Below are 21,640 nucleotides of genomic sequence, written 5' to 3' on the forward strand. Positions count from 1 at the left end.
ACTGCGGTCTGCTCCGATCAGCCTAGTCAGGGCTCGACGGGCGCGTGCCGTGAAGGCGGGGCCGTCCGGGGACGGCCCCGCCGTCACGTCAGTCCGTGCCGGGACCGCCCGAGTCCGGAGACCCGGGGGCCGGAGCGACCGTCTCGTCCGGTCGGCGTCGCCGCCGGGCCATCACGAGGCCGAGGGCGAGTGCGACGAGGGCTGCGGCTGCGGCTGCTGCCGGTGCCGCCCCGGTGAAGGCGAGACGCAGGCGACCATCGGCGGGGCCAGCCGCCCGGTCGGTGCCCTGGTCGCGGCCGGGCGACGAATCGCCGTCGACGGGCGGGTCGACGGTCTCGCCGGGCGGGTCGACCGTCTCGCCGGGCGGGTCGACGACCTCCGGGGCCGGCAGGGCGCCGGCGTCGACGTCGTCGACGTCGGAGACGCCCACGAGCGCACCGCCGGCGTCGTCGAGGCGGGTCAGTTCGGCCTCGGCGTCGCCGTCGGTTCCGGCGTCCGAGTCGCGACTCGGGTCGTCGCCGACGTGCGGAGTCGTCCATCCGCCCTCGACGGCTCCGAAGTCGACGACGTAGTCGCCGGGGCGCAGCGAGTCGAACTGGTAGACCCCGTCGGCGTCGGTGGAGACGGCTCTCGCGACCGGCTCGCCTCGGTCGTCGGACCCGGTCAGTCGGACGGGATGGTCGGCCAGGCCGGCCTCGTCGTCCTGGCGGATGCCGTCGGAGTTCGCGTCCTGCCACACGATGCGACCGATGCTGCCCCCGACGGCAGTCGTCCGGGCGACGGGGGAGTGCGCGAGCCAGTCGATGCCGCGGGCCCGCATGCCGAAGGACGACGCCCAGACGTCGCCGGAACCGTCCAGCCCGTCGGCGGCCAGGACGAGCTCGTGGCTGACGGCCGTTCCGGCGGGGACGGCCGAACCGCGATCGATCCGGACAGCTGTGACCTCGGCGAGAGCGCCCGGGCAGCCCGTCGACCCGAAGTCGCCCTGCGCACACCAGCGGGTCGAGCCGCCCGGCGCGTTCGAGGCGTCGTCGGGGTCGTCGACGACGGACGTCGGGGGCGTGTTCGTGTACAGGACGGCCTCGGTGTCGTGGACCGTCGCGACCGGCGCGGTGAGGACCGGTCGGACCGTCGCCTCCGTGCCGCGGTCGTCGCCGTCGTGCGGCAGGCTCGTGATGAGCGAGGTGCCGGTCAGGGACTCGGACCCGATGTTCGTGTACGTCAGTCGGAACGTCGCCTGGTCGCCGACGATGCGCACGTCGTGGTCGACCGTCTCGTCCACGTCGAACCCGCTGCCGGCCAGGACGTGCACCGCACGATCGGTCACGCGTCGATCGGGTGAGGACACGTCGCGAAGCGATTCGATGGTCGCCGAGTTCGTCGCGTCGATCCCCGGCGTCGCCGTCGTGAAGCGGGCCGAGAACGTGAGGGGGGCCAGCGCGTCGTTCACCTCGACGGGATCGAACGACCAGGTCAGGCGCTGGCGGGTCACGCCGTCGACCACGATCTCGTCGATGACGGGCTCCGTCGACGCGGAGCCCGGGACGTAGATCGAACCGACGGGCAGGAGGTCGCGGATCGTCAGCTTCTCGGGGACGCGGTCGTCCGATGCGTTGGTCAGGGTGGGATAGAGAGCGTAGGTGAGGGTTCCGCCGGCGGTCACGTACGTCGTCTCGTCGGGGGTGTCTGACGCGTCGTGCCCGGGGTCGACGACGGCGCTCGTGATGCGGGCCGCGTTGCTCGTCACGCTGAGGAAGTCGGCCCAGTTGCCGTTCGCGGCGACGGGGTCGCCCGTGTCGTGCGTCCACCGGCTCGCCCGGTCGCGCCGGACGCTGGAGAAGATGCGGAGGCGCGTGTCGTTGGCGAGACGGTCGACGGCGGTCAGGTGCACGTTGAACGTGATGCTCGTGTTGCCGGGGTGGTCGTAGCTCCACCGGACCGCCCCGACGGCCGAGGGCCCTCCGGGGACGTCGCGAGGGTCGTCGTACCAGCCGAGGGCGTCGTCGCAGGTGGCGTCGCGTGCGACCTCGGGGTCGGACCCGTCGAAGGCCGCGTACTGGGGACGGCCCGTGACGCCGGACCGGTTCGACGACGCCCACGTCCCCGGCGTGTTCTCGCGGAGGGTCTGCGTCGTGTTGTCGAACACGGCGCACACCTGCGAACCCGACCACGTCGACAACCCGCGGTTGTTCAGCGACGTGCTGCTCAAGAGGGTCTGCGCGGGGGTGACGTACGGTTCGTCGTACTTGCCCGACATCGTGAACGACGTCATCGTCTCGTCGTTCCATCCCAGGTAGCGGAGGGAACCGCTCACGCCCGCGCTCTCGAGGATGTTCCGGTCAGCGGAGTTGTCCTCGGTCGGCTCGGATGCCCCGTCGTAGTTGGCCTGCCCGCTGATCGAGGTCGCCGTGAGGTCGCGGTAGGTGTTGCGGGTCGTGAGGGACTGACCCAGGGGAGGAGTTGGCACCCACAGGCTGACGTAGGCCGAGACGACGTAGGGGGACACGCCACCGGTGATCTGGCCACCCGAGACGCTCCGGGTCGGGATGGACGACAGGCTCGTGTCGGCTCCCGAGATGGTGATGCTGACGGGCTCGCCCGGAGCGTTCTGGGTGCAGGTGATCGTCCCCGAGTCGACGACGTTGCGCTCGCCTCCGCCGACCCCGCCTGGTGCCGCGGGGATCTGGCCCGTGTTGACCCCGCACGCGGCGTCCGTGTCGGTCGCCAACAGGACGGCGGGGCTCGGCTCGCCGCCGTACATGGCCGAGACGTCGTCGATCAGGGTGATGTCGCCCTGGAGGCCTTCGTAGCCGAGGAGGCCGTCGCCCGGGACGAGCGACTGCCAGTCGATCTGCAGCGGGTAGACGATGCGGAAGCCCGGCGTCGAGCCGTCAGGCCCGGTCGCAGCGGCGAACGAGGTGACCGTCCGGTTCATGGAGACGTTGAACCGCGGCACGGCCGAGACCCTGACGTCGGACACGGGGGCGGTGACGGGGGCTCGATCGGGCGCCTCGAGCTGGAACGTGGGTCGCAGCATGCTGCCCGCGGAGACGTCACGGTCGACAGAGGCGACGATGCTCAGGGTGCGAACGCCGGTCGACAGAGGGGCGAGCGAGCAGCGCAGGGTCTGCCCCGTCACGGCCGAGCCGGGGAGGCACTCGCCGGGGAGCGTCGACCAGGTCAGGCCGTCGGGGGCCGTCGCGATGATCTCGCCCCCGACGGCGTCACCCGTCGTCGTGCCCACGGTGACGCCGTAGACGACGGCGTCGTTCGTCCTGACGATGCCGTTCTGTGGCCCGCTGTCGCCACCGGGTACGTCGTTCGGGGTGAACGGGCCGATGCCGTCGGACGCCAGCCGCACCGACAGGCTCAGGTTGTCGGACGTGGGGGCTTCGGGCGCGGCGTTCGCGGCGTCGACGGCGATCAGGGAGAGGCTCGCGCTGAGTGCCAGGGCGACGGCCACTGGTCGGCGGAGCCGTGTGTTTGGTTTCATGAGCACCTCTCTTCGTGCATAAATGCACTGTTGGTCATGAAACATATCGCATGACATCCGTCTGGACAACCCCGGGGGCTAAGCTCGTGGACATGGCCGACTCGTCTTCTGGAACCCTGTACGCGCACCCCGACCGCAACCTCGGCATGGAGCTGGTGAGGGCCACCGAAGCCGCGGCGATCCGGTCGGCGCCGTTCATCGGCAAGGGCGACAAGAACGCCGCCGACAAGGCCGCCGTCGACGCGATGCGGAAGTTCCTCGGGACGGTCGCCTTCGACGGCGTCGTCGTGATCGGCGAGGGCGAGAAGGACGAAGCGCCGATGCTCTTCAACGGCGAGCACGTCGGCAACGGCTTCGGCCCGGCCTGCGACATCGCCGTCGACCCGATCGACGGCACGAGCCTCACCGCAGCGGGTCGCATGAACGCCCTCTCGGTCATCGCGGTCAGCGACCGGGGCAGCATGTACGACCCCAGTGCCGTGTTCTACATGGACAAGATCGTCACCGGCCCCGAGGGCAAGGGCATCATCGACCTCGACCGTCCGATCGGTGAGAACATCACCGCCCTGGCGGCGGCCAAGGGCATCGCCGTCGAGGACATGCAGATCGCGGTGCTCGACCGCCCGCGTCACGCCGACCTGATCGCCGAGATCCGGGCCGTGGGCGCCTCGACGCGCCTCCTGCTCGACGGCGACGTCGCCGGCGGCATCAACGCGGCTCGCCCCGACTCGCGCATCGACATGTGCGTCGGCGTCGGTGGCACCCCCGAGGGCATCATCACCGCCTGCGCGGTCAAGGCCCTTGACGGTCTCATCCTCGCCCGGCTGGCACCCAAGGACGACGCCGAACGACAGAAGGCGATCGACGCCGGTCACGACCTCGACCGCGTGCTCGACCAGGACGACCTCGTCACGGGCGACAACGCGTACTTCGTCGCCACCGGTGTCACCGACGGTGCCCTCGTCGCGGGCGTCACGCGCAAGCAGGGCATGATCCGCACCTCGAGCATCGTGCTGCGGTCGCACTCGGGCACCATCCGCCGGGTCGAGGCCGACCACCTCGTCTCGAAGTGGTACGGCGAACAGGCCTGACCCCCACGAGACGACGACGGACGCCCGGCTTCGGCCGGGCGTCCGTCGTCGCGCCGTGAGCAGAGCTCAGCCGGGGTGACCGTCGTGCGGCCGCGACCCTTGGGGGGTCACGGACCGGAGAGGCCGGAGGCTGCCGATGCCGTGACGTCAGTCGCCGCCTCCCTCGCCGTCGGCGAGCGCCGAGGCCAGCTCGGGGGCGGTGAGTTCGCGCGGGGTCTCGTCGATCGTCGTGGGGCTCGCCAGGACCTTCGACTCGTCGAGCATGGTGAGTCGGCGGGCCGACGGCAGGACCGTCCGTTCGAGTGACCCGACGAATCGGTTGTAGTCGGTGACGCCTGCCCTCAGCGACCGGCCGAGTTTGTCGACGTGACCGGCCATGGTCGACAAGCGACCGTAGAGTTCGCGGCTGAGGTCGAAGAGTTCTTTGGCCTCGGCGGTGACGACGTCCTGCTGCCAGCTGAACGCCACGGTCTTGAGCACCGACCAGAGGGTGACGGGAGAGGCGAGGGCGACGCGCTTCTGGAAGGCGTAGTCCATCAGGGCCGGGTCGGCCTCGAGTGCGGACGACACGAGCGACTCGCTGGGGATGAAGGCGATGACCAGCTCGGGGGACGAGTCGAGCCCGGCCCAGTACGTCTTGCCGGCCAGGGCGTCGACGTGCGCCCTCAGGGCCTTGACGTGCTGGCGCACGAGCTGGTCACGCCGGGCCCCCTCGTCGCCGGTGGCGGACGACGGGATGGCGCTGGCCTCGAGGTAGGCCGAGAACGGCACCTTGGCGTCGACCGCGATGTTCTTGCCGCCGGGGAGGTGGACGACCATGTCGGGCCGACCGGACCCGGCGTCCGACGTGACGGAGCTCTGGACGTCGAAGTCGACTCGTTCGATCAGGCCGGCCGCCTGGACGACGTTGCGCAGCTGCGTCTCGCCCCACACGCCGCGTGTGTTGTTCGCCTTCAGCGCCGACGCGAGGGTCTCGGCCGTCCCGCGCAAGCGCTCGCCCGATTCGGCGGTGGCGCGGAGCTGCTCGCTGATGGCGCCGTACTGCCGGGTGCGTTCGGCCTCGAGCTGGGCCACCTTCTGCTGGACGGCGTGCAGGCTCTCGGCCACCGGGCTGAGCGCGACGAGCACCTGGCCGTCCGACCGGGTCCTCTCGGCCTCGGCGATGCGGACGTCACGGAGGCGGTCTTGGAACTCGCGCAGGCGGTCTTCTTGTTGGGCGATCTGCCGCCGGTACTGGTCGTCTTGGGCGTCGAGGCGCTCACGGGCGCCGTCGGCGACGGCGCGGGCGGCGGCCAGGTCGGCGGCCAGTCGGGACGACGTCTCGATCGAACGGGAGCGTGCGACCATCCCGCCCACGAGGGCACCGATGACGAGACCGAGGAGGAGGGCGAGGAGCAGGGCCACCGATGACGACATGGGGCGAGTGTGGCAGCGACCACCGACAGCGTGCGTCTCGACGCTGCCCCTCGACGCTGCCCCTCGAGCCGCCCCCCAGGGGCGGTGTGCGTCAGCCGAGGGCCATGGGGCGACGGTCGACCCAGGCCACGCCTGGTGCCACGGGCGCGGTGGCGGGGTGCAGCACCTTGATCTTGACGGCGGCGATCGACGCGAGTTCGGCGACGTCGGCCGCACCGTGGAAGAGGGCCGCGTGGGCGACGATCGCTGCGCACGCCTCGGCGTCGGCGAGGGCGTCGTGGTGCGAGAAGGCGTCGAAGCCCGCGGCGGTCGCGGCGACGGGCAGTCGGTACGAGTCGAGAGAGTAGGTCTTGCGGGCGACCTGCAGGCTGCACAGGTACGACCACGGGGGAGGGGTGAGCCCGGTCACCGCGCAGGCGGCCTTGATGACGCCCATGTCGAAGCCCGCGTTGTGCGCGACGAAGACGTCGTCGCCGGCGAAGTCGGCGAGCAGTTCGAACTGCTCGGCCCAGCCGAAGGCGCCGACCACGTCGCTCGCGACGATCCCGTGGATGCGGGTGTTCCACTCCGAGAACTCGTCGTGCCCGGCCGGGGGAGAGATCAACCAGCCGACCTTGTCGACGACGACGCCTTCGCGGACCTTGACGAGGCCGACGGAGCAGGCGCTGGCGCTGCTCGAGTTCGCGGTCTCGAAGTCGATCGCGGTGAAGTCGATGGGCATTGACTCATGCTCTCACGCGCCTCCGACACCGCCTCCGCGGTCACGGACGGGCACCGTGCCGTCCTCAGGCGACGCGGCCCCGACGGCACGGCTCGACAGGCCCGGTACGCTTGACCCTCGTGGCTCTCACTATCGCGATCGTCGGACTGCCCAACGTCGGCAAGTCCACCCTGTTCAACGCCCTGACCAAGAACCAGGTGCTGGCGGCGAACTATCCGTTCGCGACCATCGAACCCAACGTGGGCATCGTCAGCCTGCCCGACCCGCGCCTCCAGGTCTTGGCGGGCCTGTTCGGCAGTGAGAAGACGCTGCCGGCACCGGTGTCGTTCGTCGACATCGCCGGCATCGTCAAGGGGGCGAGCGAGGGCGAGGGGCTCGGCAACAAGTTCTTGGCGAACATCCGCGAGGCCGACGCCATCGCCGAGGTCGTCCGCGGCTTCGACGACCCCGACGTCGTGCACGTCGACGGCAAGGTCGACCCCGAGAGCGACATGGGCACGATCAACACCGAGCTCATCCTCGCCGACCTCGAGACCGTCGAGAAGGCGCTCGTCCGCTACGAGAAAGAGCTGCGCCTCAAGCGCGTCGAGCCGATCGTGCACGAGACGGCCGTGGCCGCCAAGGAGGCGCTCGAACGAGGCGAGGCCCTCTCGGCCACGAGCATCGACCTCGAGCCGATCCGCGAACTCGGGTTGCTCACCGCGAAGCCCTTCATCTACGTCTTCAACGTCGACGAGGCCGTGCTGACCGACGAGGGGCGCAAGGCCGAGCTGCAGGCCCTCGTCTCGCCGGCCGAGGCGATCTTCCTCGACGCGCAGGTCGAGTCCGAGCTGATCGGCCTCGACGACGACGACGCCGCCGAACTGCTCGCCTCGCTCGGGCAGGACGAGTCGGGCCTCGACCAGCTCGCCCGCATCGGCTTCGAGACGCTCGGCCTGCAGACCTACCTGACGGCCGGCCCGAAAGAGACCCGCGCCTGGACGATCGGCAAGGGCTGGAAGGCCCCTCAGGCGGCCGGTGTCATCCACACCGACTTCGAGAAGGGCTTCATCAAGGCCGAGGTCATCTCGTACGACGACCTGGTCGAGACCGGCTCGATCGCCGAGGCCCGCTCGGCAGGCAAGGCCCGCATCGAGGGCAAGGAGTACGTCATGCAGGACGGCGACGTGGTGGAGTTCCGCTTCAACAACTAGGCGTTCTTCGCGGTGTGGACGAGTGTTCTCTGGGCACCTGTGAACTTTTCGTCCGCGGTGCTTCACTGGGTCATGGCCGTCTCACCGATGTTCCCGCTGGGATCAGTGCTGTTCCCGTTCGTGCCCATCCAGCTGCGCATCTTCGAACCTCGGTACCTCACGTTGGTCGGCCGCTTGCTCGACGAGGATGAACCCGAGTTCGGCGTCGTCCTCATCGAGCGCGGATCAGAAACCGGGGGTGGCGACCAGCGCGCCTCGGTCGGGACGATGGCGCGTCTCGTGAGCGCCGCCGCGGGCGCCGACGACCTGTTCATCGTCGGCTTGGGGACCCGGCGGTTCACGGTCGAACGGTGGGTCGACGAGGATCCGTTCCCGCGGGCCGAGCTCTCGATCCTGCCGGATCTCGAATGGTCCGAGAAGCTCGCACCCCTTCGGGACCAGGCCGAAGCAGCTGTCCGCCGCTTGATCGTTCGCGCCGCGGGGCCCCAGTCGGATGACGACATCGAGCTGTCGGACGATCCCGTCGCAGCCGTCTGGCAACTGGCGGCGATCGCCCCGCTGGGTGATTACGACAGTTACACCCTGTTGAGGTCGACGACCTTGGGGGAACTCCTGCGTCGACTGATCGATCTGGTCCTCGAGGCCGAGGAGCTCTGGTCCGCCGAGTGAGGCTTCTCACCACCGTTCACCACCTCTGGGGTTCCGCGGCAACTCATGCTGGTCGGCCCAGGTGTCCATGCTTCGCAAGGACATTCACAGGTCATGCTTCGGATGGTCGGAACTCGGTGGAGTTCCGCTTCGACAACAAGTCGGGGTCGCTGGCTGACTTCTCGGGCTTCGGCATGAAACGACCGGGTGGCGCTCAGCCGGTTCGATAGATGAAGCCGTTGCCGGCCTCCGCCTGGCGTGCCGTGAACTCTTGTGCGGCCGCGGACGCTCGGGGTGTCGTCCTCGACCGCCGCGCGGGCCATCCGGCTGCTGTTGCAGAGCGGGGCCGTCTCGCCGCGGGTCGAGATGCAGTCCGACCTGCTCGGCTACCCGCTGCACGCCATCGTGACCATCGACGTGCAGCCGCGCGACGTGTCGACCACCATGGAGCACGTCGCCGTGCACCCCAGCGTCCGGCTCCTGTCGACGGTGACCGGCTCGGCTCCGATCAGCCTCTCCGGCGTCTTCCACGGGCCGGCCGACCTCGCGACCTTCATCAGGGACGACCTGGGCGCCCTGCCCTGGGTCCGGTCGATCCAGAGCGTGGCCGGGTTGCGGCTGCAGCGACGGTACTGGATCGACCGCGACGGCCTGCGCCTCGGTGCCCAGGTCCCCGACGTGTTGCGGCGCTGACCGCCCGCCCGTCTAAGGTCAGGCATGAGCCAAACGGATTCTCCGCCCTCGGGCACCACCTCCGGCACCCCCGCCCTGCTGCGCCTCGGGGTGCTGGCCGCCTCGCGCAAGCCCGACGAACGGCGCCTGCCGATCCACCCCGCGCACCTCGAGCGCATCGACGTCGACCTCCGCGCGCAGATGACCCTCGAGCGCGGCTACGGCCTGCGTTTCGGCATCCCCGACGCCGACCTCGAGCCCCTGGTCGCGATGGCCGACAGGGAGCAGATCGTCGCCGACAGCGACGTCGTCCTGCTGCCGAAGCCCCAGGCCGCCGACCTCGAGGGCCTCCGCGACGGTCAGACCCTGTGGGGCTGGCCGCACTGCGTGCAGGACCGCGAGATCACCCAGCTCGCCATCGACAAGCGCCTCACCCTCATCGCGTGGGAGGCCATGAACCACTGGCAGTCCGACGGTGGCTACGGCCTGCACGTCTTCCACAAGAACAACGAGCTCGCCGGCTACTGCTCGGTGCTGCACGCCCTCCAGCTCTGCGGGTCGACGGGCGACTACGGCCGTCGCCTCAGCGCCGTCGTCATCGGCTTCGGCGCCACGGCCCGCGGCGCCGTCACGGCCCTCAACGCCCACGGCGTCCACGACGTCCGCGTGCTCACCAACCGCGACGTCGCCGCGGTGGGCTCGCCGATCCCCTCGGTCGACATGTACCGGTTCGAGCACGACCCCGAGACCCCGGGCGCCAGCACGGTCGACGCGCCCGACGGGCCGGTCGCCCTCGCGCCCTTCCTCGCCGCCGCCGACATCGTCGTCAACTGCACCCTGCAAGACCCGAACGCGCCGCTCACGTACCTGCGCGAGACCGACCTCGGGGCCTTCCGCCCCGGCAGCCTGATCGTCGACGTCTCGGTCGACGAGGGCATGGGCTTCGACTGGGCCCGGGCCACGACCTTCGCCGATCCGCTGATCACGGTGGGCGACACGACGAACTACTACGCCGTCGACCACAGCCCGTCGCTGCTCTGGAACTCCACCACGTGGGAGATCAGCGAGGCGCTCATGCCCTTCCTGCGCATCGTGATGGAGGGGCCGACCTCGTGGGCCGCGTCCGACACCATCCGCCGGGCCGTCGAGATCGCGGAGGGGCGGGTCGAGAACCCGGCGATCCTCGAGTTCCAGAACCGCGCCTCCTCGTACCCGCACGCACCGCTCGACTAGCCAGCCGCCCGGCCGACGGCACCGCCGAGTGGACACGACACCGCCGCGTGCCGCGGTGCCTTGTCCACTCGGCGGTGTTCGCGAGGGACAGGCAGCTCGAGCTCAGACAGCAGGAGGCGCGGCGAGGGCCGCCAGGACGCGCTCGGCCCCGAAGTCCCACGCCCCCTCGACGTCGCCGCCGAGCTGGAACCCGGCGTTGAGCTCCATGATGACGAAGCCCGCCACCCACGCCGTCAGCGTGCGGGCGGCGTCGAGGGCGCGCTCGGACCCGACGAGCTGCTCGCCGACGCGGAGGGCGGCGGCGCTCGCCGCGGCACCGAACTCGCGTCGCGCGGTGGGCACGCCGGGCCCCGGCGTCATGACCAGCTGGAACGCGGCGGGGCGTTCGTGCCCGAAGGCCCGGAAGGCGTCCAGCACCTCGCGGGCCGACCCCGCCCGGTCGACCCGGGTGGCTAGGTCGGAGAGGGTGGCTTCGGCGACCGACCGCAGCAGCGCCTCCCGGTTCTCGACCCGCTTGTAGAGCGAGGGGGCGCGGACGCCGACCCTCGCCGCGACCGCGGCCATCGTCAGGCCGGCGGGGCCGTCCGTCTCGAGCAGGTCGCGGGCGGCGAGCAGGATGGCGTCGAGCGAGGTGCGGTCCGGTGTCGGCATGCGTCGAGTATAGCTATTGACAATAGCCATGATGGCTAAGTACCGTAGCCATCATGGAACTCGCCCCCTCCCTCCACCGCATCGGCAACGACATCGTCGCCGCCTACCTCGTCGTCACGCCCGAGGGCGTGACCGTGATCGACGCCGGGCTGCCCGGCCTCTGGTCCGAACTCGTGCGTGAACTCGCCGACGTCGGACGCACCCTCGCCGACGTGCAGGGCGTCGTCCTCACCCACGGCGACTCCGACCACGTCGGTTTCGCCGAACGCCTGCGCCGCGACCACGGCGTGCCCGTCTTCGTGCACACAGCCGACGCCGCGCGGGCGAAAGGCGGGCCGAAGCCGAAGGCCGGCATGCCTCCGATGAAGCTCGGCCCCCTGCTGGGCTTCGCCGGTTACAGCCTGCGCAAGGGGGGAGCGAAGACCGCCTGGCTCACCGAGGTCGTCGAGGTGCACGGCGGAGAGACGCTCGACCTGCCGGGGGCGCCTCGGATCATCCCGATGCCCGGGCACTCCGAAGGCAGCATCGCCGTGTACGTGCCGAGCGTCGACGCCGTCTTCGTCGGCGACGCCCTGACCACGCGCCACGTGACGACCGGTCACGTCGGGCCCGCACCGGCTCCGTTCACCGACGAGCCCGAGCAGGCCCTGGCGTCGCTCGACGCACTGGTCGCGACGGGCGCGACCTGGGTGCTGCCGGGCCACGGGGCACCGTGGGACGGCGGCGTGGCCGCGGCAATCACGGCCGTCCGCGCCGCTGCCCGCTGACCGGCGAGCGTCAGACGCCGACCGGCACCGCCGCCGGCGTGACCTTCACCAGCACCGCCTTCGACACGGGGGTGTTGCTGCCGATGGCCGCGCTGTCGAGCGGCACGAGCACGTTCGCCTCGGGGAAGTACGCCGCGGCGCACCCCCGAGCCGTCGGGTAGGCGACGATGCGGTAGTCGCGCAGCACGCGCTCGACGTCGTCGGTCCAGACCGTCGACACGTCGACCTTCTGCCCGTCGACCAGTCCGAGGTCGTCGAGGTCGAGCGGGTTGACGAAGACGACGTGTCGGCCCTTCTTGATGCCGCGGTACCGGTCGTTGAGGCTGTAGATCGTGGTGTTGTACTGGTCGTGCGAGCGCAGGGTCTGCAGCAGCAGCGTGCCCTCGGGCCGTTCGACGCGTTCGAGGTCGTTGACCGTGATCATCGCCTTGCCGACCTCGGTCGGGAACGTCCGCGAGTCACGCGGCCCGTTCGGCAGCACGAACCCCTCGCGGCTGCGGATCCGCTCGCTGTAGCGCTCGAAGCCGGGCACGACGCGGCTGATGTGGTCGCGCAGCGTGTCGTAGTCGCCTTCGAAGGCCTGCCAGTCGATCTCGAGGTCGGCCCGGTCGCCGAGCGTCGCCTGCGCGAGGCGGCTGACGATCGCGACCTCGCTGAGCAGGTCGGGCGCGACGGGCGGCACCTGGCCGTGGCTGCCGTGCACCGAGCACACCGTGTCTTCGACCGAGACGAACTGCGGCCCGGCCGCCTGCACGTCGATCTCGGTGCGGCCGAGTGTCGGCAGGATGAGCGCCTCGGCCCCGACGACGGCGTGCGAGCGGTTGAGCTTCGTCGAGACCTGGACGGTCATGTCGGTGCCGCGCATCGCGGCCTCGGCGAGCTGGGTGTCCGAGATGGCGGCGACCAGGTTGCCGCCCATGCCCATCCAGAACTTGATGCGGCCCTCTTGCATGGCCTTGATGCCCTTGAGGGCGTCGACGCCGTGCTCGCGCGGCGGGTCGAAGCGGAACTCCTTCTGCAGCGCGTCGAGGAACTCGTCGGAGACCTGCTCCCAGATGCCCATCGTGCGGTCGCCCTGCACGTTGCTGTGGCCGCGGATCGGCGACGCCCCGGCGCCCGGCTTGCCGATGTTGCCGCGCAGCAGCAACAGGTTGATGATCTCTTTGATCGTGTCGACGGCCTTGCGGTGCTGGGTGATGCCCATCGCCCAGGTGATGATGACGCGGTCCGAGGCCAGGTAGCGGTCGGCGAGCTCGTCGATCTCGGCCCGGTCGAGCCCGGTCGCGAGCAGCACCTCGTCGTCGTCGACCTGCGCGATGTGCTCGCGGAAGGCCTCGAGGCCCACGGTGTGCTCGGCGAGGAACTCGTGGTCGAGCACCGTGCCGGGTGCGGCGTCCTCGGCCTCGAGCACGCGCTTGGCGACGGCCTGCAACAGGGCCATGTCGCCGCCGAGCCGGATCTGCAGGAACTGGTCGGCGATCTCGGTGCCGCGACCCGCCACGCCGCGGGGCAGCTGCGGGTTCTTGTAGCGGCGCAGGCCGGCCTCGGGCAGCGGGTTGACCGCGACGATCTTGGCGCCCTTGAGCTTCGCGTCTTCGAGGGCGGTGAGCATGCGCGGGTGGTTCGTGCCCGGGTTCTGGCCGAGGATGACGATCAGGTCGGCCTGCTCGAAGTCGTCGTACGCGATGGTCGACTTGCCGATGCCGACCACCTCGGCCATGGCGAGGCTCGTCGACTCGTGGCACATGTTCGAGCAGTCGGGCAAGTTGTTCGTGCCGAACGCGCGGACGAAGAGCTGGTAGATGAAGGCCGCCTCGTTCGAGGTGCGGCCCGACGTGTAGAACGACGCCTCGTCGGGGCTGTCGAGCGACCTCAGCTTGTCGCCGACGATGCGGAAGGCTTCGTCCCACGACACCTCGCGGTAGTGGTCGCTGCCGGCGGGCTTGTGCACGGGCTTGGTGATGCGGCCCTGCATGCCGAGCCAGTACTCGGTCTTGTCGAGCAGGTCGGTGATCGAGTGCTCGGCCCAGAACGTGTCGGGCACGAGCACCGGGTTGGCCTCCCACGTGACCGCCTTGGCGCCGTTCTCGCAGAACTCGGCCACCTTGCGGTGGTGCGGGTCGGGCCAGGCGCAGCTCATGCAGTCGAAGCCGTCCTTCTGGTTCAGCGACGTCATGAGCTTGACGGTGCGCGCCAGCCCCAGCTGCTTGACCGCGGGCTCCATCGAGTGCAGCACGCCGGGCACGCCGGCGGCCCACTCGCGCGGGGGGCCGACCTCGATGTCGGCGTCGGTCACGTCGGAGACGGGGGGTTTCTCGGTCACGGTCTTGTTCCGATCGTCAGGGGGACGGGGGTCGACGCACGCGTGGCGCCGTCGGGGGAGTCGGGGGACGAGGAGGCGCGGGTCGCGTCACCGGCACCGCCGGCACGGGCTGCCGGCTCGGTGCCGTCGGGCTCGCCGAGCCGGTCGGGTCGCGAGTACACGACCATCGACCGCCCGCGGAGGAATCCGACGATCGTCACGCCCAGTTCGTTCGCGAGGTCGACGGCGAGCGACGACGGTGCCGACACGGCGGCCAGCATCGGGATGCCCGCCATCGAGGCCTTCTGCGTCAGCTCGAACGAGGCGCGACCCGAGACCATCAGGACGGTCGAGGTCAACGGCAGCCGCGCCTCCTTGACGGCCCAGCCGACGACCTTGTCGACGGCGTTGTGCCGCCCCACGTCTTCGCGCAGCACGAGCAGCTCGCCGGTGCGGCCGTCGAAGAGGGCGGCGGCGTGCAGCCCGCCGGTCTTCTCGAAGACGTCCTGCCCCTCGCGGAGGCGGTCGGGGAAGGTCGCGAGCAGTGCCGGGTCGAGCACGAGCGGGTCGTGCAGCACCTCGTGCTGCGACTTCGTGCGCACGGCGTCGATCGAGGCCTTGCCGCAGAGCCCGCACGAACTCGTCGTGTAGAACGCCCGCTCGAGGCTGGGGTCGGGGGCGGGCACCCCCGGTGCGAGCGTGACGTCGAGCACGTTGTAGGTGTTCAGGCCCTCGGCCGTGGCCCCGGCGCAGTAGCGTGCCGCGAAGAACTCGTCGCCCGTCGAGATGACGCCCTCGGAGACCAGGAAGCCCGCGGCGAGGTCGAAGTCGTGGCCGGGCGTCCGCATCGTGATGGCGAGCGACGAGCCGCCCACGCGGATCTCGAGCGGTTCTTCGACCGCCAGGGTGTCGATCGTCTTGCGGACGCCCGCCCCGTCGTCGCCGACGGTGATGCGGGTCACCGGTCGTCGTGCCGTGATTCGTGCCATGGCTCAGGTCTACCCCCGATCGGCCTCCGCCGAAAGTCGACGGGCCTCCGGTGTACAGGAGTGCCCCGCGCTCGACCCTGGGGACGAGTCGACGCCGAGCCCCGGGCGGTCGCGCGCCACCCCGGCAGTCCGGTCGCACGTCACCACGGCAGGCCGAGCGCCGGCACGACGTCACCGGCCCGCGCGCCGCCCTCGGGGACGATCAGGAGGCCCTCGGCGTCGGCCAGCCCGCGCAGCATCGCCGACGACTGGCGCTCCGTGGGGACGGCACCGGCCGCGGTGGTGCGGTACGCCTGCACGAGGACGCCGGGCCGCGGGTGGACCACGTCGACCGCGAGCGTGACGCCCCCGGGAGGCGCGGGTCGTCGACCCAGCAGGCCGTCGACCAGCGCGGTCCCCACGACGACGAGCCCGACGTAGGCGGCCATCGGGTTGCCCGGCAGGCAGAGGTACAGCGTCTCGCCCCGCCGAGCGACGACGAGGGGCTGACCCGGGCGCATCGCGAGACCGTCGACCACCAGCTCGGCACCGAGCCGGTCGAGGGCGGCGCGCACGTGGTCGGTCCGACCGTGGGCGGTGCCTCCGGTCGTCACGACGAGGCGGTGCTCCGGGCGGTCCAGGGCTGCCACGGTCTCGTCGAGGTCGTCGGGCACCCGCGCCGACGACGTCGCCGCGACGCCGAGGGAGCCGAGGAGGCGCGGCACCGGCACCGAGAACACGTCGCGGACGGTGCCCGGCCCCGGTACCCCCTCGGCCACGACCTCGTCGCCGAGGACCGCCAACGCGACCGCCGGCCGGACGACGACGGGCACGGCGTCGTGCCCGCCGAGCGCCAGCACGGCGAGGCGGGGCGGGGTGAGGAGCGTGCCCGCGGCGAGCAGGACGTCGCCGTCGTCGATCTCTTCTCCGGCACGACGGACGTGTGACGGGCGGCGCGGATCGGGGTCCGCCGTCAGGACGTCGTCCGCCACGTGACCGGACTCCGACCGCAGCACGCGCTCGGTGCCGGTCGGCACGACGGCCCCGGTGGTGACGGGGCGCGCGGTCCCCGGCGGCAGCGGATCGACTCCGCCGACGATCCGGCCCGCGACGATCGGCCGACCGAGGCGCCAGGGTCCGTCTCCGGCGACCGCCCAGCCGTCCATGGCCGAGACGTCGGAGCCGGGCACCCGCGTCAGGCTCACGATCTCGTGGGCGAGCGTGCGTCCCGCCGCGTCGTCGAGCGCGACCGTCTCGACGGACCGGGGCAGTGCGCAGGCGGCCTCGTTCGCCTCGGTCCGGGCGACGCGCCAGTCGGCCCGCCGGACCGTCACGCCGGGTCGGCCGTGGCGAGCGCTGTGGCGGTCGCGACCGCGCGGTCGAGCTCGGCACGGGAGCCCCCCGCGAGCCCCGCGGCGTAGCCGACGAGGAAGGTCGTCAGCGGGGCGGCCGGCCGGGCGACGCCGTGCGCCGCGTCACGCGCGAGGTCGAGCACCTCGGGGACGTCGACCACGAAGTCGTCGGGCAGCCCCAGGGCCCGGGCGAGTCGTTCGGCCCAGGCGTCGAGGTCGGCAGGTGTGTCGGTCATGCCAGTCACTCAACCAGCCGGGTGGGACTCGCGCCGGACGACACCCAGGCGATCGGCGTCGGCCACGGTGTCGACGTCGGCCGAGAGCTCGTCCGGCACCGGCACCTCGAGCAGGTCGAGGCCGTCGAGCAGCCGCCGCAGCGACAGGCCGACGAGGGAGCCCTCGGCCCGCAGCGCCTCGAGTCGGTCCTGCAGGGCACCGGTCCGGTAGAGCCCCAGCAGCGGCTGACGTCGCCCACCCGAGTCGACCGCCAGCCGGCCGTCGCGGCGCTCGCCAGCGCCGTCGCGACGGTCGCCGTCCTCGAGCAGCGCCCGGACGGCGTCGGGCGCTCGCGGCAGGTCACAGGCGAGCACGAGCGTCCACGGGGCCGGCCGCGGGACCACGTCCAGGCCGGCGGCCAGTGCGGTGACGGGCCCCGACCAGGCGGGCTCCTCGCGGGTCAGCAGCGCACCGGCCGGCGGCACCCGCCCCTCGCGCAGGCCGACCACGACGAGGGTGCGGGCCCCGGCCGACGCCTCGACCGCCCGGTCGAGCAACGTCGCGTCCCCGCTCGTGAACGCCGTCTTGTCGACTCCGTCGACGCGGGAGGCGCGACCCCCCGCCAGCAGGACGGCGTCGAACCCGGCGTCCGGCCCGGCACCCCCGCGGGCGGCTCCTGAGACGTCGGAGGCGATGGTCGCGCCGTCGGTGGTGCGGAACGAGCCCGTCACGAGGCCACCGTCAGAACGCCTTGCCCGGGTTGAGCAGGCCGGTCGGGTCGAGGGCGTCCTTGACCGATCGGTGCATCGCCAGCACGCGCGGGCCGAGCTCGTCGTGCAGCCCCGGCCGTTTGAGCAGCCCCACGCCGTGCTCGCCCGTCACCGTGCCGCCGAGGTCGAGGCAGTCGGCCACGATGCGGTCGAAGGCCACCTTCGCCCGGGCCTTCGCCGCGTCGTCGCCGATCGGCGCGATGATCAGGGGGTGCAGGTTGCCGTCGCCCGCGTGCGCGATGTTGGCGATGGTGACGTCGGCGTCGCGGGCGGTGGCCTGGATGCGGCGGAGCATCTCGGGCACGGCCCGCCGGGGCACGCAGACGTCCTCGGTCAGCACGGGGCCGAGCCGCTCGAGCGCCGGGTACGCCAGTCGCCGCGCCTGGAAGAGCCGGTCGACCTCTGCCGGGTCGGCCGCCTGCTCGACGTCGGTGCCGCCGGCGGAGGCGAAGATCGCCGCGAGCCGGTCGGAGAGCTCGGCGCCCACGGCGCCCGGTTCGTCGACCCGGGCCAGCAGCAAGGCCGTGGCGTCCACCGGCAGTCCGAGGTCGAGCCACTCGTCGACGGCGACGAGACAGGTGTGGTCGATCAGCTCGAGCGCTGCCGGGACGATGCCGGCCCGCGCGACCTCGGCCACGGCGTCGCCCGCGGCCTCGAGCGAGGGGAACCAGCCGGCGACGCCCTTGGCCGTGCGTCGCCCGAGCTCGACGACCTCGCCGTCGGCGAGCACGACCGTCAGCCCGAGCACGTGGTCGCGGGTCACGCCGTACTTGACGCAGCAGAGGCCGCCGGCGTTGGTCGCGACGTTGCCGCCCATGGTCGAGATGGCCGAGCTGGCCGGGTCGGGCGGGTACCACAGGCCGTGCGTGGCGACCTCGGTGCGCAGGTCGTCGTTGATGACGCCGGGCTGAACCACGGCGAAGCGCTCGTCGACGTCGATCTCGGTGACGGCCGTCATCTCTTCGAGCGACAGCACGACGCAGTTCTCGATCGCGTTCGCCCCACCCGACAGGCCGGTGCCGGCGCCTCGGGGCACGATCCGCACGCCGGCGTCGGCGGCCCAGCGGACGGTCGCGACGACGTCGGCGGTGCTGCGGGCGAGCACGACGGCGAGCGGCAGCTCGTGGTCGGCCCACTCGGCCCGGTCGTGCCGGTACCGGGCCCGGTCGTCCGCGTCGAGCAGCACCTGGTCGTCGGCGAGCAGCCCGGCCAACCGCGCGAGGTCGGTCGTGGTGACGAGCGTGTCGATGGTCATCTCGTGCCTCTCAGGACGCCCGACGTCGGCGCCCAGCGGTGAGCCTAGACCCGGGCCCCGACGGGGCGAGCACGCGCAGGAGGCGCGGTGCCGGTCGGACCGGCACCGCGCCTCCTGCGGGCTCTCGCGGGGCGTCAGCCCGCGGCGACCTGCTGGTCGCGCTTCGGCAGCACCCAGCCCGGGCGGACGAAGTGGCAGGTGTAGCCGTAGGGGTCCTTCTCGAGGTAGTCCTGGTGCTCTTCTTCGGCCTGCCAGAAGTCGCCGGCGGGCGTGACCTCGGTCACGACCTCGCCGGGCCAGAGGCCGGAGGCGTCGACGTCGGCGATGGTGTCGAGCGCCGTCGCCCGCTGCTCGTCGTTCGTGTAGAAGATCGCCGAGCGGTAGCTGTCGCCGACGTCGTTGCCCTGGCGGTCCTTCGTCGACGGGTCGTGGATCTGGAAGAAGAACTCGAGGATCTCGCGGTACGAGGTCAGGCCCGGGTCGAAGACGATCTCGACGGCCTCGGCGTGGCCGCGGTGGTTGCGGTACGTGGCGTTCGGCACACTGCCGCCCGAGTAGCCGACGCGCGTCGAGACGATGCCCGGCCGACGGCGCAGCAGCTGCTGGGCGCCCCAGAAGCAGCCTCCGGCGAGGATCGCGGTCTCGGTCGTGCCGCTGGGGGCAGGGGTGGATTCGGGGGAGAAGAGCGTCATGTAGGCACCGTATCCTTCGGTTTCGAGTGAGGCGTAGGGGACGAAGCGGAGGGCCGCCGAGTTGATGCAGTAGCGCAGCCCGCCGGTGGCGGTGGGGCCGTCGCCGAAGACGTGGCCGAGGTGGCTGTCGCCCGCGGACGACCGCACCTCGGTGCGCTTGAAGAACAGCCCCTCGCGCTTCTCGACGACGTGTTCGGCGTCGATCGGACGGGTGAAGCTCGGCCAGCCGGTGCGGCTGTCGAACTTGTCGACCGAGGCGAACAGGGGCTCACCCGAGACGACGTCGACGTAGATGCCGGCGTCCTTCGAGTCCCAGAACTCGTTGCGGAACGCCGGTTCGGTGCCGCCGCCCTGGGTCACGCGGCGCTGGGTCGAGGTGAGACGGGCGACCGCCTCGGGGTCTTTCCGGTACTGGTTCGACATGATGCCTCCTGTTCGTCGGCGCCGGTGCGATCGGATGGGGTCGGGTGCCCCCGGTCGCCTCGGTGCCTCTCGTGACAACACCGGAGCGGTGCCGGGTGTTCCGAAGGCCTGCGAGGATCGACGCATGAGCCTGATCCGACTGAACGACGTGACCGTCCGCTTCGACGGCACCCCGGTGGTGCGCGAGGCGTTCTTCCGCCTCGACGAGAAGGAGCGCGTCGGGCTGATCGGTCGCAACGGCAGCGGCAAGTCGACCCTGCTCAAGCTGATGCTCGACCAGGTGCAGCCCGACGAGGGCACGGTCACGATCGAGCAGGGCGTGCGGGTGGGCTACTTCTCGCAGTTCTCCGAGCTCGACGGCACGCAGACCATCGTCGAGGTGCTGACCGGCCTCTTCGCCCACGAGCGGGCGATCGAGGCCGACCTGGCGCAGATCGACGCCGACATCGCGGTCGTGGCCGTGGACCCCGACGGCGGGGACGCCCTCGATCAGCTGATCCACCGGCAGTCCGAGCTGTTCGCCGAGATGGACCGGGTCGACGGGTGGGAGTACCCGCGCCGCATCGACACAGCCCTCAGCGTGCTCGGCTTCAGCGACGCGCACCGCAGCAGCCCGATCGACGACCTCAGCGGCGGCTGGCGCAACCGGGCGGCCCTCGCGAAGATCGTCCTCGAGGACCCCGACGTGCTGCTGCTCGACGAGCCCACGAACTTCCTCGACGTGGCGGGCGTCGAATGGCTCGAGGCGTGGTTCCGCGACTTCCACGGGGCCGCGGTGGTCGTGTCGCACGACCGGAGCTTCCTCGACGCGGTCGTCACGCGCATCGTCGAGGTCGAGAACTTCCACCTGCACGACTACCCGGGCGACTTCGCCGAGTACGTCGTGCAGAAGCAGTTCCGGCTGAAGAGCCTCGAGCAGCAGTACGTGCACGAGTCCGAGCTGCTCGCGTTCGAGGCCGAGGGCATCTCGGACCGCCGCGACGCCGCGAAGGCCGCCAAGCGGCAGGACGGCGGCGACCTGCTCAAGCAGCTCGCCAAGGTCAAGAAGTCGCGGGCCCCGCGCCCGGTCGACCAGATCATTACCGAGATCTACTCGGGCCTGCACGTCAAGGACGTCCTCTGCCGCGTCGACGGCCTCGGCAAGGCGCGCGACGACCGCACGCTCTTCGACGACCTGACCTTCGAGCTGCGCCGCGGCGACCGCCTCGTGATCACCGGCGCCAACGGCAGCGGCAAGAGCACCCTGCTGCGGGTGCTGACCGGTGAGGAGCGCGCCGACGCGGGGCGGGCCGCCTGGGCCGGTGGCGTCAAGGTGGTCTCGTACGACCAGGTGCTCGCCGAGCTCGACGACGACGACACCGTGACGCACTCGGTCAACGCGATGCCCGACAGCCTCGCGCTGACCGCGACCCGCAAGTCGGTCGGACGGTTCCTGGCCATGTTCCAGTTCAGCGAGGCCGACCTCAAGAAGCGCATCGGCTCGCTGTCGGGTGGTCAGCGGGCCCGCGTGGCGATGGCCCAGTGCCTGCTCTCCGGGGCCTCGGTGCTGCTGCTCGACGAGCCGACCAACCACCTCGACGTGCCGAGCGCCCAGGTGATGGAGCGGGCCCTGCAGCACTTCCCCGGCGCCGTCGTCGTGGTCAGCCACGACCGGTTCTTCGCCGACAAGGTCGCCACCCGGCGGCTGGTGTTCGGCGCGGACGCCGAGCGGCCCGAGCGCGTGGCGGTCACCGCCGCCTGAGCGCGGGCGTGGCGGTCGCCGCCGCCTGAGCCGTCG

18 protein-coding genes are annotated in these 21,640 nt (G+C 71.6%); 7 read left to right on the forward strand and 11 right to left on the reverse strand.

Annotation, left to right across the window (positions count from 1 at the left end):
* Window positions 1–88: 88 nt before the first annotated feature.
* On the reverse strand, window positions 89–3,493 hold the full coding sequence (locus ASG05_RS13875) for an SdrD B-like domain-containing protein (RefSeq protein WP_157490254.1): 3,405 nt from the start codon (window positions 3,491–3,493) through the stop codon (window positions 89–91).
* 92 nt (window positions 3,494–3,585) lie between these two features.
* Here ASG05_RS13875 and glpX point away from each other — a divergent pair, with 92 nt between their 5' ends.
* Window positions 3,586–4,584: a class II fructose-bisphosphatase gene (gene glpX, locus ASG05_RS13880; protein WP_056262104.1), complete on the forward strand. Its 999-nt coding sequence runs from the start codon at window positions 3,586–3,588 to the stop codon at window positions 4,582–4,584.
* Window positions 4,585–4,731: 147 nt separating this feature from the next.
* Here the strand turns inward: glpX and ASG05_RS13885 are convergent, their stop codons facing one another.
* A complete protein-coding gene (locus ASG05_RS13885; RefSeq protein ID WP_056262109.1) occupies window positions 4,732–6,000 on the reverse strand; it encodes a DNA recombination protein RmuC in 1,269 nt (422 codons plus the stop codon).
* Window positions 6,001–6,091: 91 nt separating this feature from the next.
* Window positions 6,092–6,721, reverse strand: coding sequence for an exonuclease domain-containing protein (locus ASG05_RS13890; protein WP_056262114.1), 630 nt, complete (start codon window positions 6,719–6,721; stop codon window positions 6,092–6,094).
* Between the two features lie 119 nt (window positions 6,722–6,840).
* Here ASG05_RS13890 and ychF point away from each other — a divergent pair, with 119 nt between their 5' ends.
* The 4 genes from ychF to ASG05_RS13910 all read left to right on the forward strand — a co-directional run bounded on the left by ychF (window position 6,841) and on the right by ASG05_RS13910 (window position 10,467).
* The gene (gene ychF / locus ASG05_RS13895; protein WP_056263020.1) at window positions 6,841–7,914 is read left to right on the forward strand and encodes a redox-regulated ATPase YchF; all 1,074 of its coding nucleotides are present in this window, start codon (window positions 6,841–6,843) and stop codon (window positions 7,912–7,914) included.
* Window positions 7,915–8,001: 87 nt separating this feature from the next.
* Window positions 8,002–8,583: an LON peptidase substrate-binding domain-containing protein gene (locus ASG05_RS13900; RefSeq protein ID WP_200936883.1), complete on the forward strand. Its 582-nt coding sequence runs from the start codon at window positions 8,002–8,004 to the stop codon at window positions 8,581–8,583.
* A gap of 273 nt (window positions 8,584–8,856) precedes the next feature.
* Complete coding sequence (locus tag ASG05_RS13905) at window positions 8,857–9,255, forward strand: Lrp/AsnC family transcriptional regulator (RefSeq protein WP_056262118.1); 399 nt, start codon at window positions 8,857–8,859, stop codon at window positions 9,253–9,255.
* 24 nt (window positions 9,256–9,279) lie between these two features.
* The gene (locus ASG05_RS13910; RefSeq protein WP_056262122.1) at window positions 9,280–10,467 is read left to right on the forward strand and encodes a N(5)-(carboxyethyl)ornithine synthase; all 1,188 of its coding nucleotides are present in this window, start codon (window positions 9,280–9,282) and stop codon (window positions 10,465–10,467) included.
* Window positions 10,468–10,569: 102 nt separating this feature from the next.
* On the opposite strand, the gene ASG05_RS13915 is transcribed toward ASG05_RS13910, so the two are convergent.
* Window positions 10,570–11,118 (reverse strand): TetR/AcrR family transcriptional regulator, encoded by a 549-nt coding sequence (locus ASG05_RS13915; protein ID WP_056262126.1) that lies wholly within the window; start codon window positions 11,116–11,118, stop codon window positions 10,570–10,572.
* 53 nt (window positions 11,119–11,171) lie between these two features.
* Here ASG05_RS13915 and ASG05_RS13920 point away from each other — a divergent pair, with 53 nt between their 5' ends.
* Window positions 11,172–11,885: an MBL fold metallo-hydrolase gene (locus tag ASG05_RS13920; RefSeq protein WP_056262129.1), complete on the forward strand. Its 714-nt coding sequence runs from the start codon at window positions 11,172–11,174 to the stop codon at window positions 11,883–11,885.
* 10 nt (window positions 11,886–11,895) lie between these two features.
* On the opposite strand, the gene ASG05_RS13925 is transcribed toward ASG05_RS13920, so the two are convergent.
* The 7 genes from ASG05_RS13925 to ASG05_RS16030 all read right to left on the reverse strand — a co-directional run bounded on the left by ASG05_RS13925 (window position 11,896) and on the right by ASG05_RS16030 (window position 19,989).
* Window positions 11,896–14,208 carry an FdhF/YdeP family oxidoreductase gene (locus ASG05_RS13925; protein ID WP_056262134.1) on the reverse strand — a complete coding sequence of 771 codons (2,313 nt, stop codon included), beginning with the start codon at window positions 14,206–14,208 and terminating at the stop codon, window positions 11,896–11,898.
* Window positions 14,205–15,176, reverse strand: coding sequence for a formate dehydrogenase accessory sulfurtransferase FdhD (gene fdhD / locus ASG05_RS13930; RefSeq protein ID WP_082486820.1), 972 nt, complete (start codon window positions 15,174–15,176; stop codon window positions 14,205–14,207). The genes ASG05_RS13925 and fdhD overlap by 4 nt, the downstream gene beginning before the upstream one ends.
* A gap of 140 nt (window positions 15,177–15,316) precedes the next feature.
* Window positions 15,317–16,489, reverse strand: coding sequence for a molybdopterin molybdotransferase MoeA (locus tag ASG05_RS13935; protein WP_056262141.1), 1,173 nt, complete (start codon window positions 16,487–16,489; stop codon window positions 15,317–15,319).
* Window positions 16,486–16,743: a DUF6457 domain-containing protein gene (locus tag ASG05_RS16490; RefSeq protein WP_056263026.1), complete on the reverse strand. Its 258-nt coding sequence runs from the start codon at window positions 16,741–16,743 to the stop codon at window positions 16,486–16,488. The genes ASG05_RS13935 and ASG05_RS16490 overlap by 4 nt, the downstream gene beginning before the upstream one ends.
* Window positions 16,744–16,752: 9 nt before the next feature.
* The gene (locus ASG05_RS13945; protein ID WP_056262145.1) at window positions 16,753–17,454 is read right to left on the reverse strand and encodes a molybdenum cofactor guanylyltransferase; all 702 of its coding nucleotides are present in this window, start codon (window positions 17,452–17,454) and stop codon (window positions 16,753–16,755) included.
* Between the two features lie 10 nt (window positions 17,455–17,464).
* A complete protein-coding gene (locus tag ASG05_RS13950) occupies window positions 17,465–18,748 on the reverse strand; it encodes an FAD-binding oxidoreductase (RefSeq protein WP_082486821.1) in 1,284 nt (427 codons plus the stop codon).
* 134 nt (window positions 18,749–18,882) lie between these two features.
* A complete protein-coding gene (locus tag ASG05_RS16030; protein WP_369814060.1) occupies window positions 18,883–19,989 on the reverse strand; it encodes a bifunctional methionine sulfoxide reductase B/A protein in 1,107 nt (368 codons plus the stop codon).
* On the opposite strand from ASG05_RS16030, the gene ASG05_RS13960 reads away from it, so the two are divergent.
* Window positions 19,988–21,604, forward strand: a complete 1,617-nt coding sequence (locus ASG05_RS13960) for an ABC-F family ATP-binding cassette domain-containing protein (RefSeq protein ID WP_056262148.1) — start codon at window positions 19,988–19,990, stop codon at window positions 21,602–21,604. The genes ASG05_RS16030 and ASG05_RS13960 overlap by 2 nt on opposite strands.
* Window positions 21,605–21,640: the final 36 nt, after the last annotated feature.

The sequence above is a fragment of the Frigoribacterium sp. Leaf186 genome (assembly GCF_001423905.1).
GTDB lineage: Bacteria > Actinomycetota > Actinomycetes > Actinomycetales > Microbacteriaceae > Frigoribacterium.

Coding starts and splice junctions, on each gene's coding strand:
- ASG05_RS13890 (WP_056262114.1), bottom strand. CDS start 6,721: ATGCCCATCGACTTCACCGCGATCGACTTCGAGACCGCGAACTCGAGC.
- ASG05_RS16030 (WP_369814060.1), bottom strand. CDS start 19,989: ATGCGTCGATCCTCGCAGGCCTTCGGAACACCCGGCACCGCTCCGGTG.
- ASG05_RS13885 (WP_056262109.1), bottom strand. CDS start 6,000: ATGTCGTCATCGGTGGCCCTGCTCCTCGCCCTCCTCCTCGGTCTCGTC.
- ASG05_RS13910 (WP_056262122.1), top strand. CDS start 9,280: ATGAGCCAAACGGATTCTCCGCCCTCGGGCACCACCTCCGGCACCCCC.
- ASG05_RS13900 (WP_200936883.1), top strand. CDS start 8,002: ATGTTCCCGCTGGGATCAGTGCTGTTCCCGTTCGTGCCCATCCAGCTG.
- ASG05_RS13915 (WP_056262126.1), bottom strand. CDS start 11,118: ATGCCGACACCGGACCGCACCTCGCTCGACGCCATCCTGCTCGCCGCC.
- ASG05_RS13920 (WP_056262129.1), top strand. CDS start 11,172: ATGGAACTCGCCCCCTCCCTCCACCGCATCGGCAACGACATCGTCGCC.
- ASG05_RS13960 (WP_056262148.1), top strand. CDS start 19,988: ATGAGCCTGATCCGACTGAACGACGTGACCGTCCGCTTCGACGGCACC.
- ASG05_RS13950 (WP_082486821.1), bottom strand. CDS start 18,748: ATGACCATCGACACGCTCGTCACCACGACCGACCTCGCGCGGTTGGCC.
- ASG05_RS16490 (WP_056263026.1), bottom strand. CDS start 16,743: ATGACCGACACACCTGCCGACCTCGACGCCTGGGCCGAACGACTCGCC.
- fdhD (WP_082486820.1), bottom strand. CDS start 15,176: ATGGCACGAATCACGGCACGACGACCGGTGACCCGCATCACCGTCGGC.
- ASG05_RS13875 (WP_157490254.1), bottom strand. CDS start 3,493: ATGAAACCAAACACACGGCTCCGCCGACCAGTGGCCGTCGCCCTGGCA.
- glpX (WP_056262104.1), top strand. CDS start 3,586: ATGGCCGACTCGTCTTCTGGAACCCTGTACGCGCACCCCGACCGCAAC.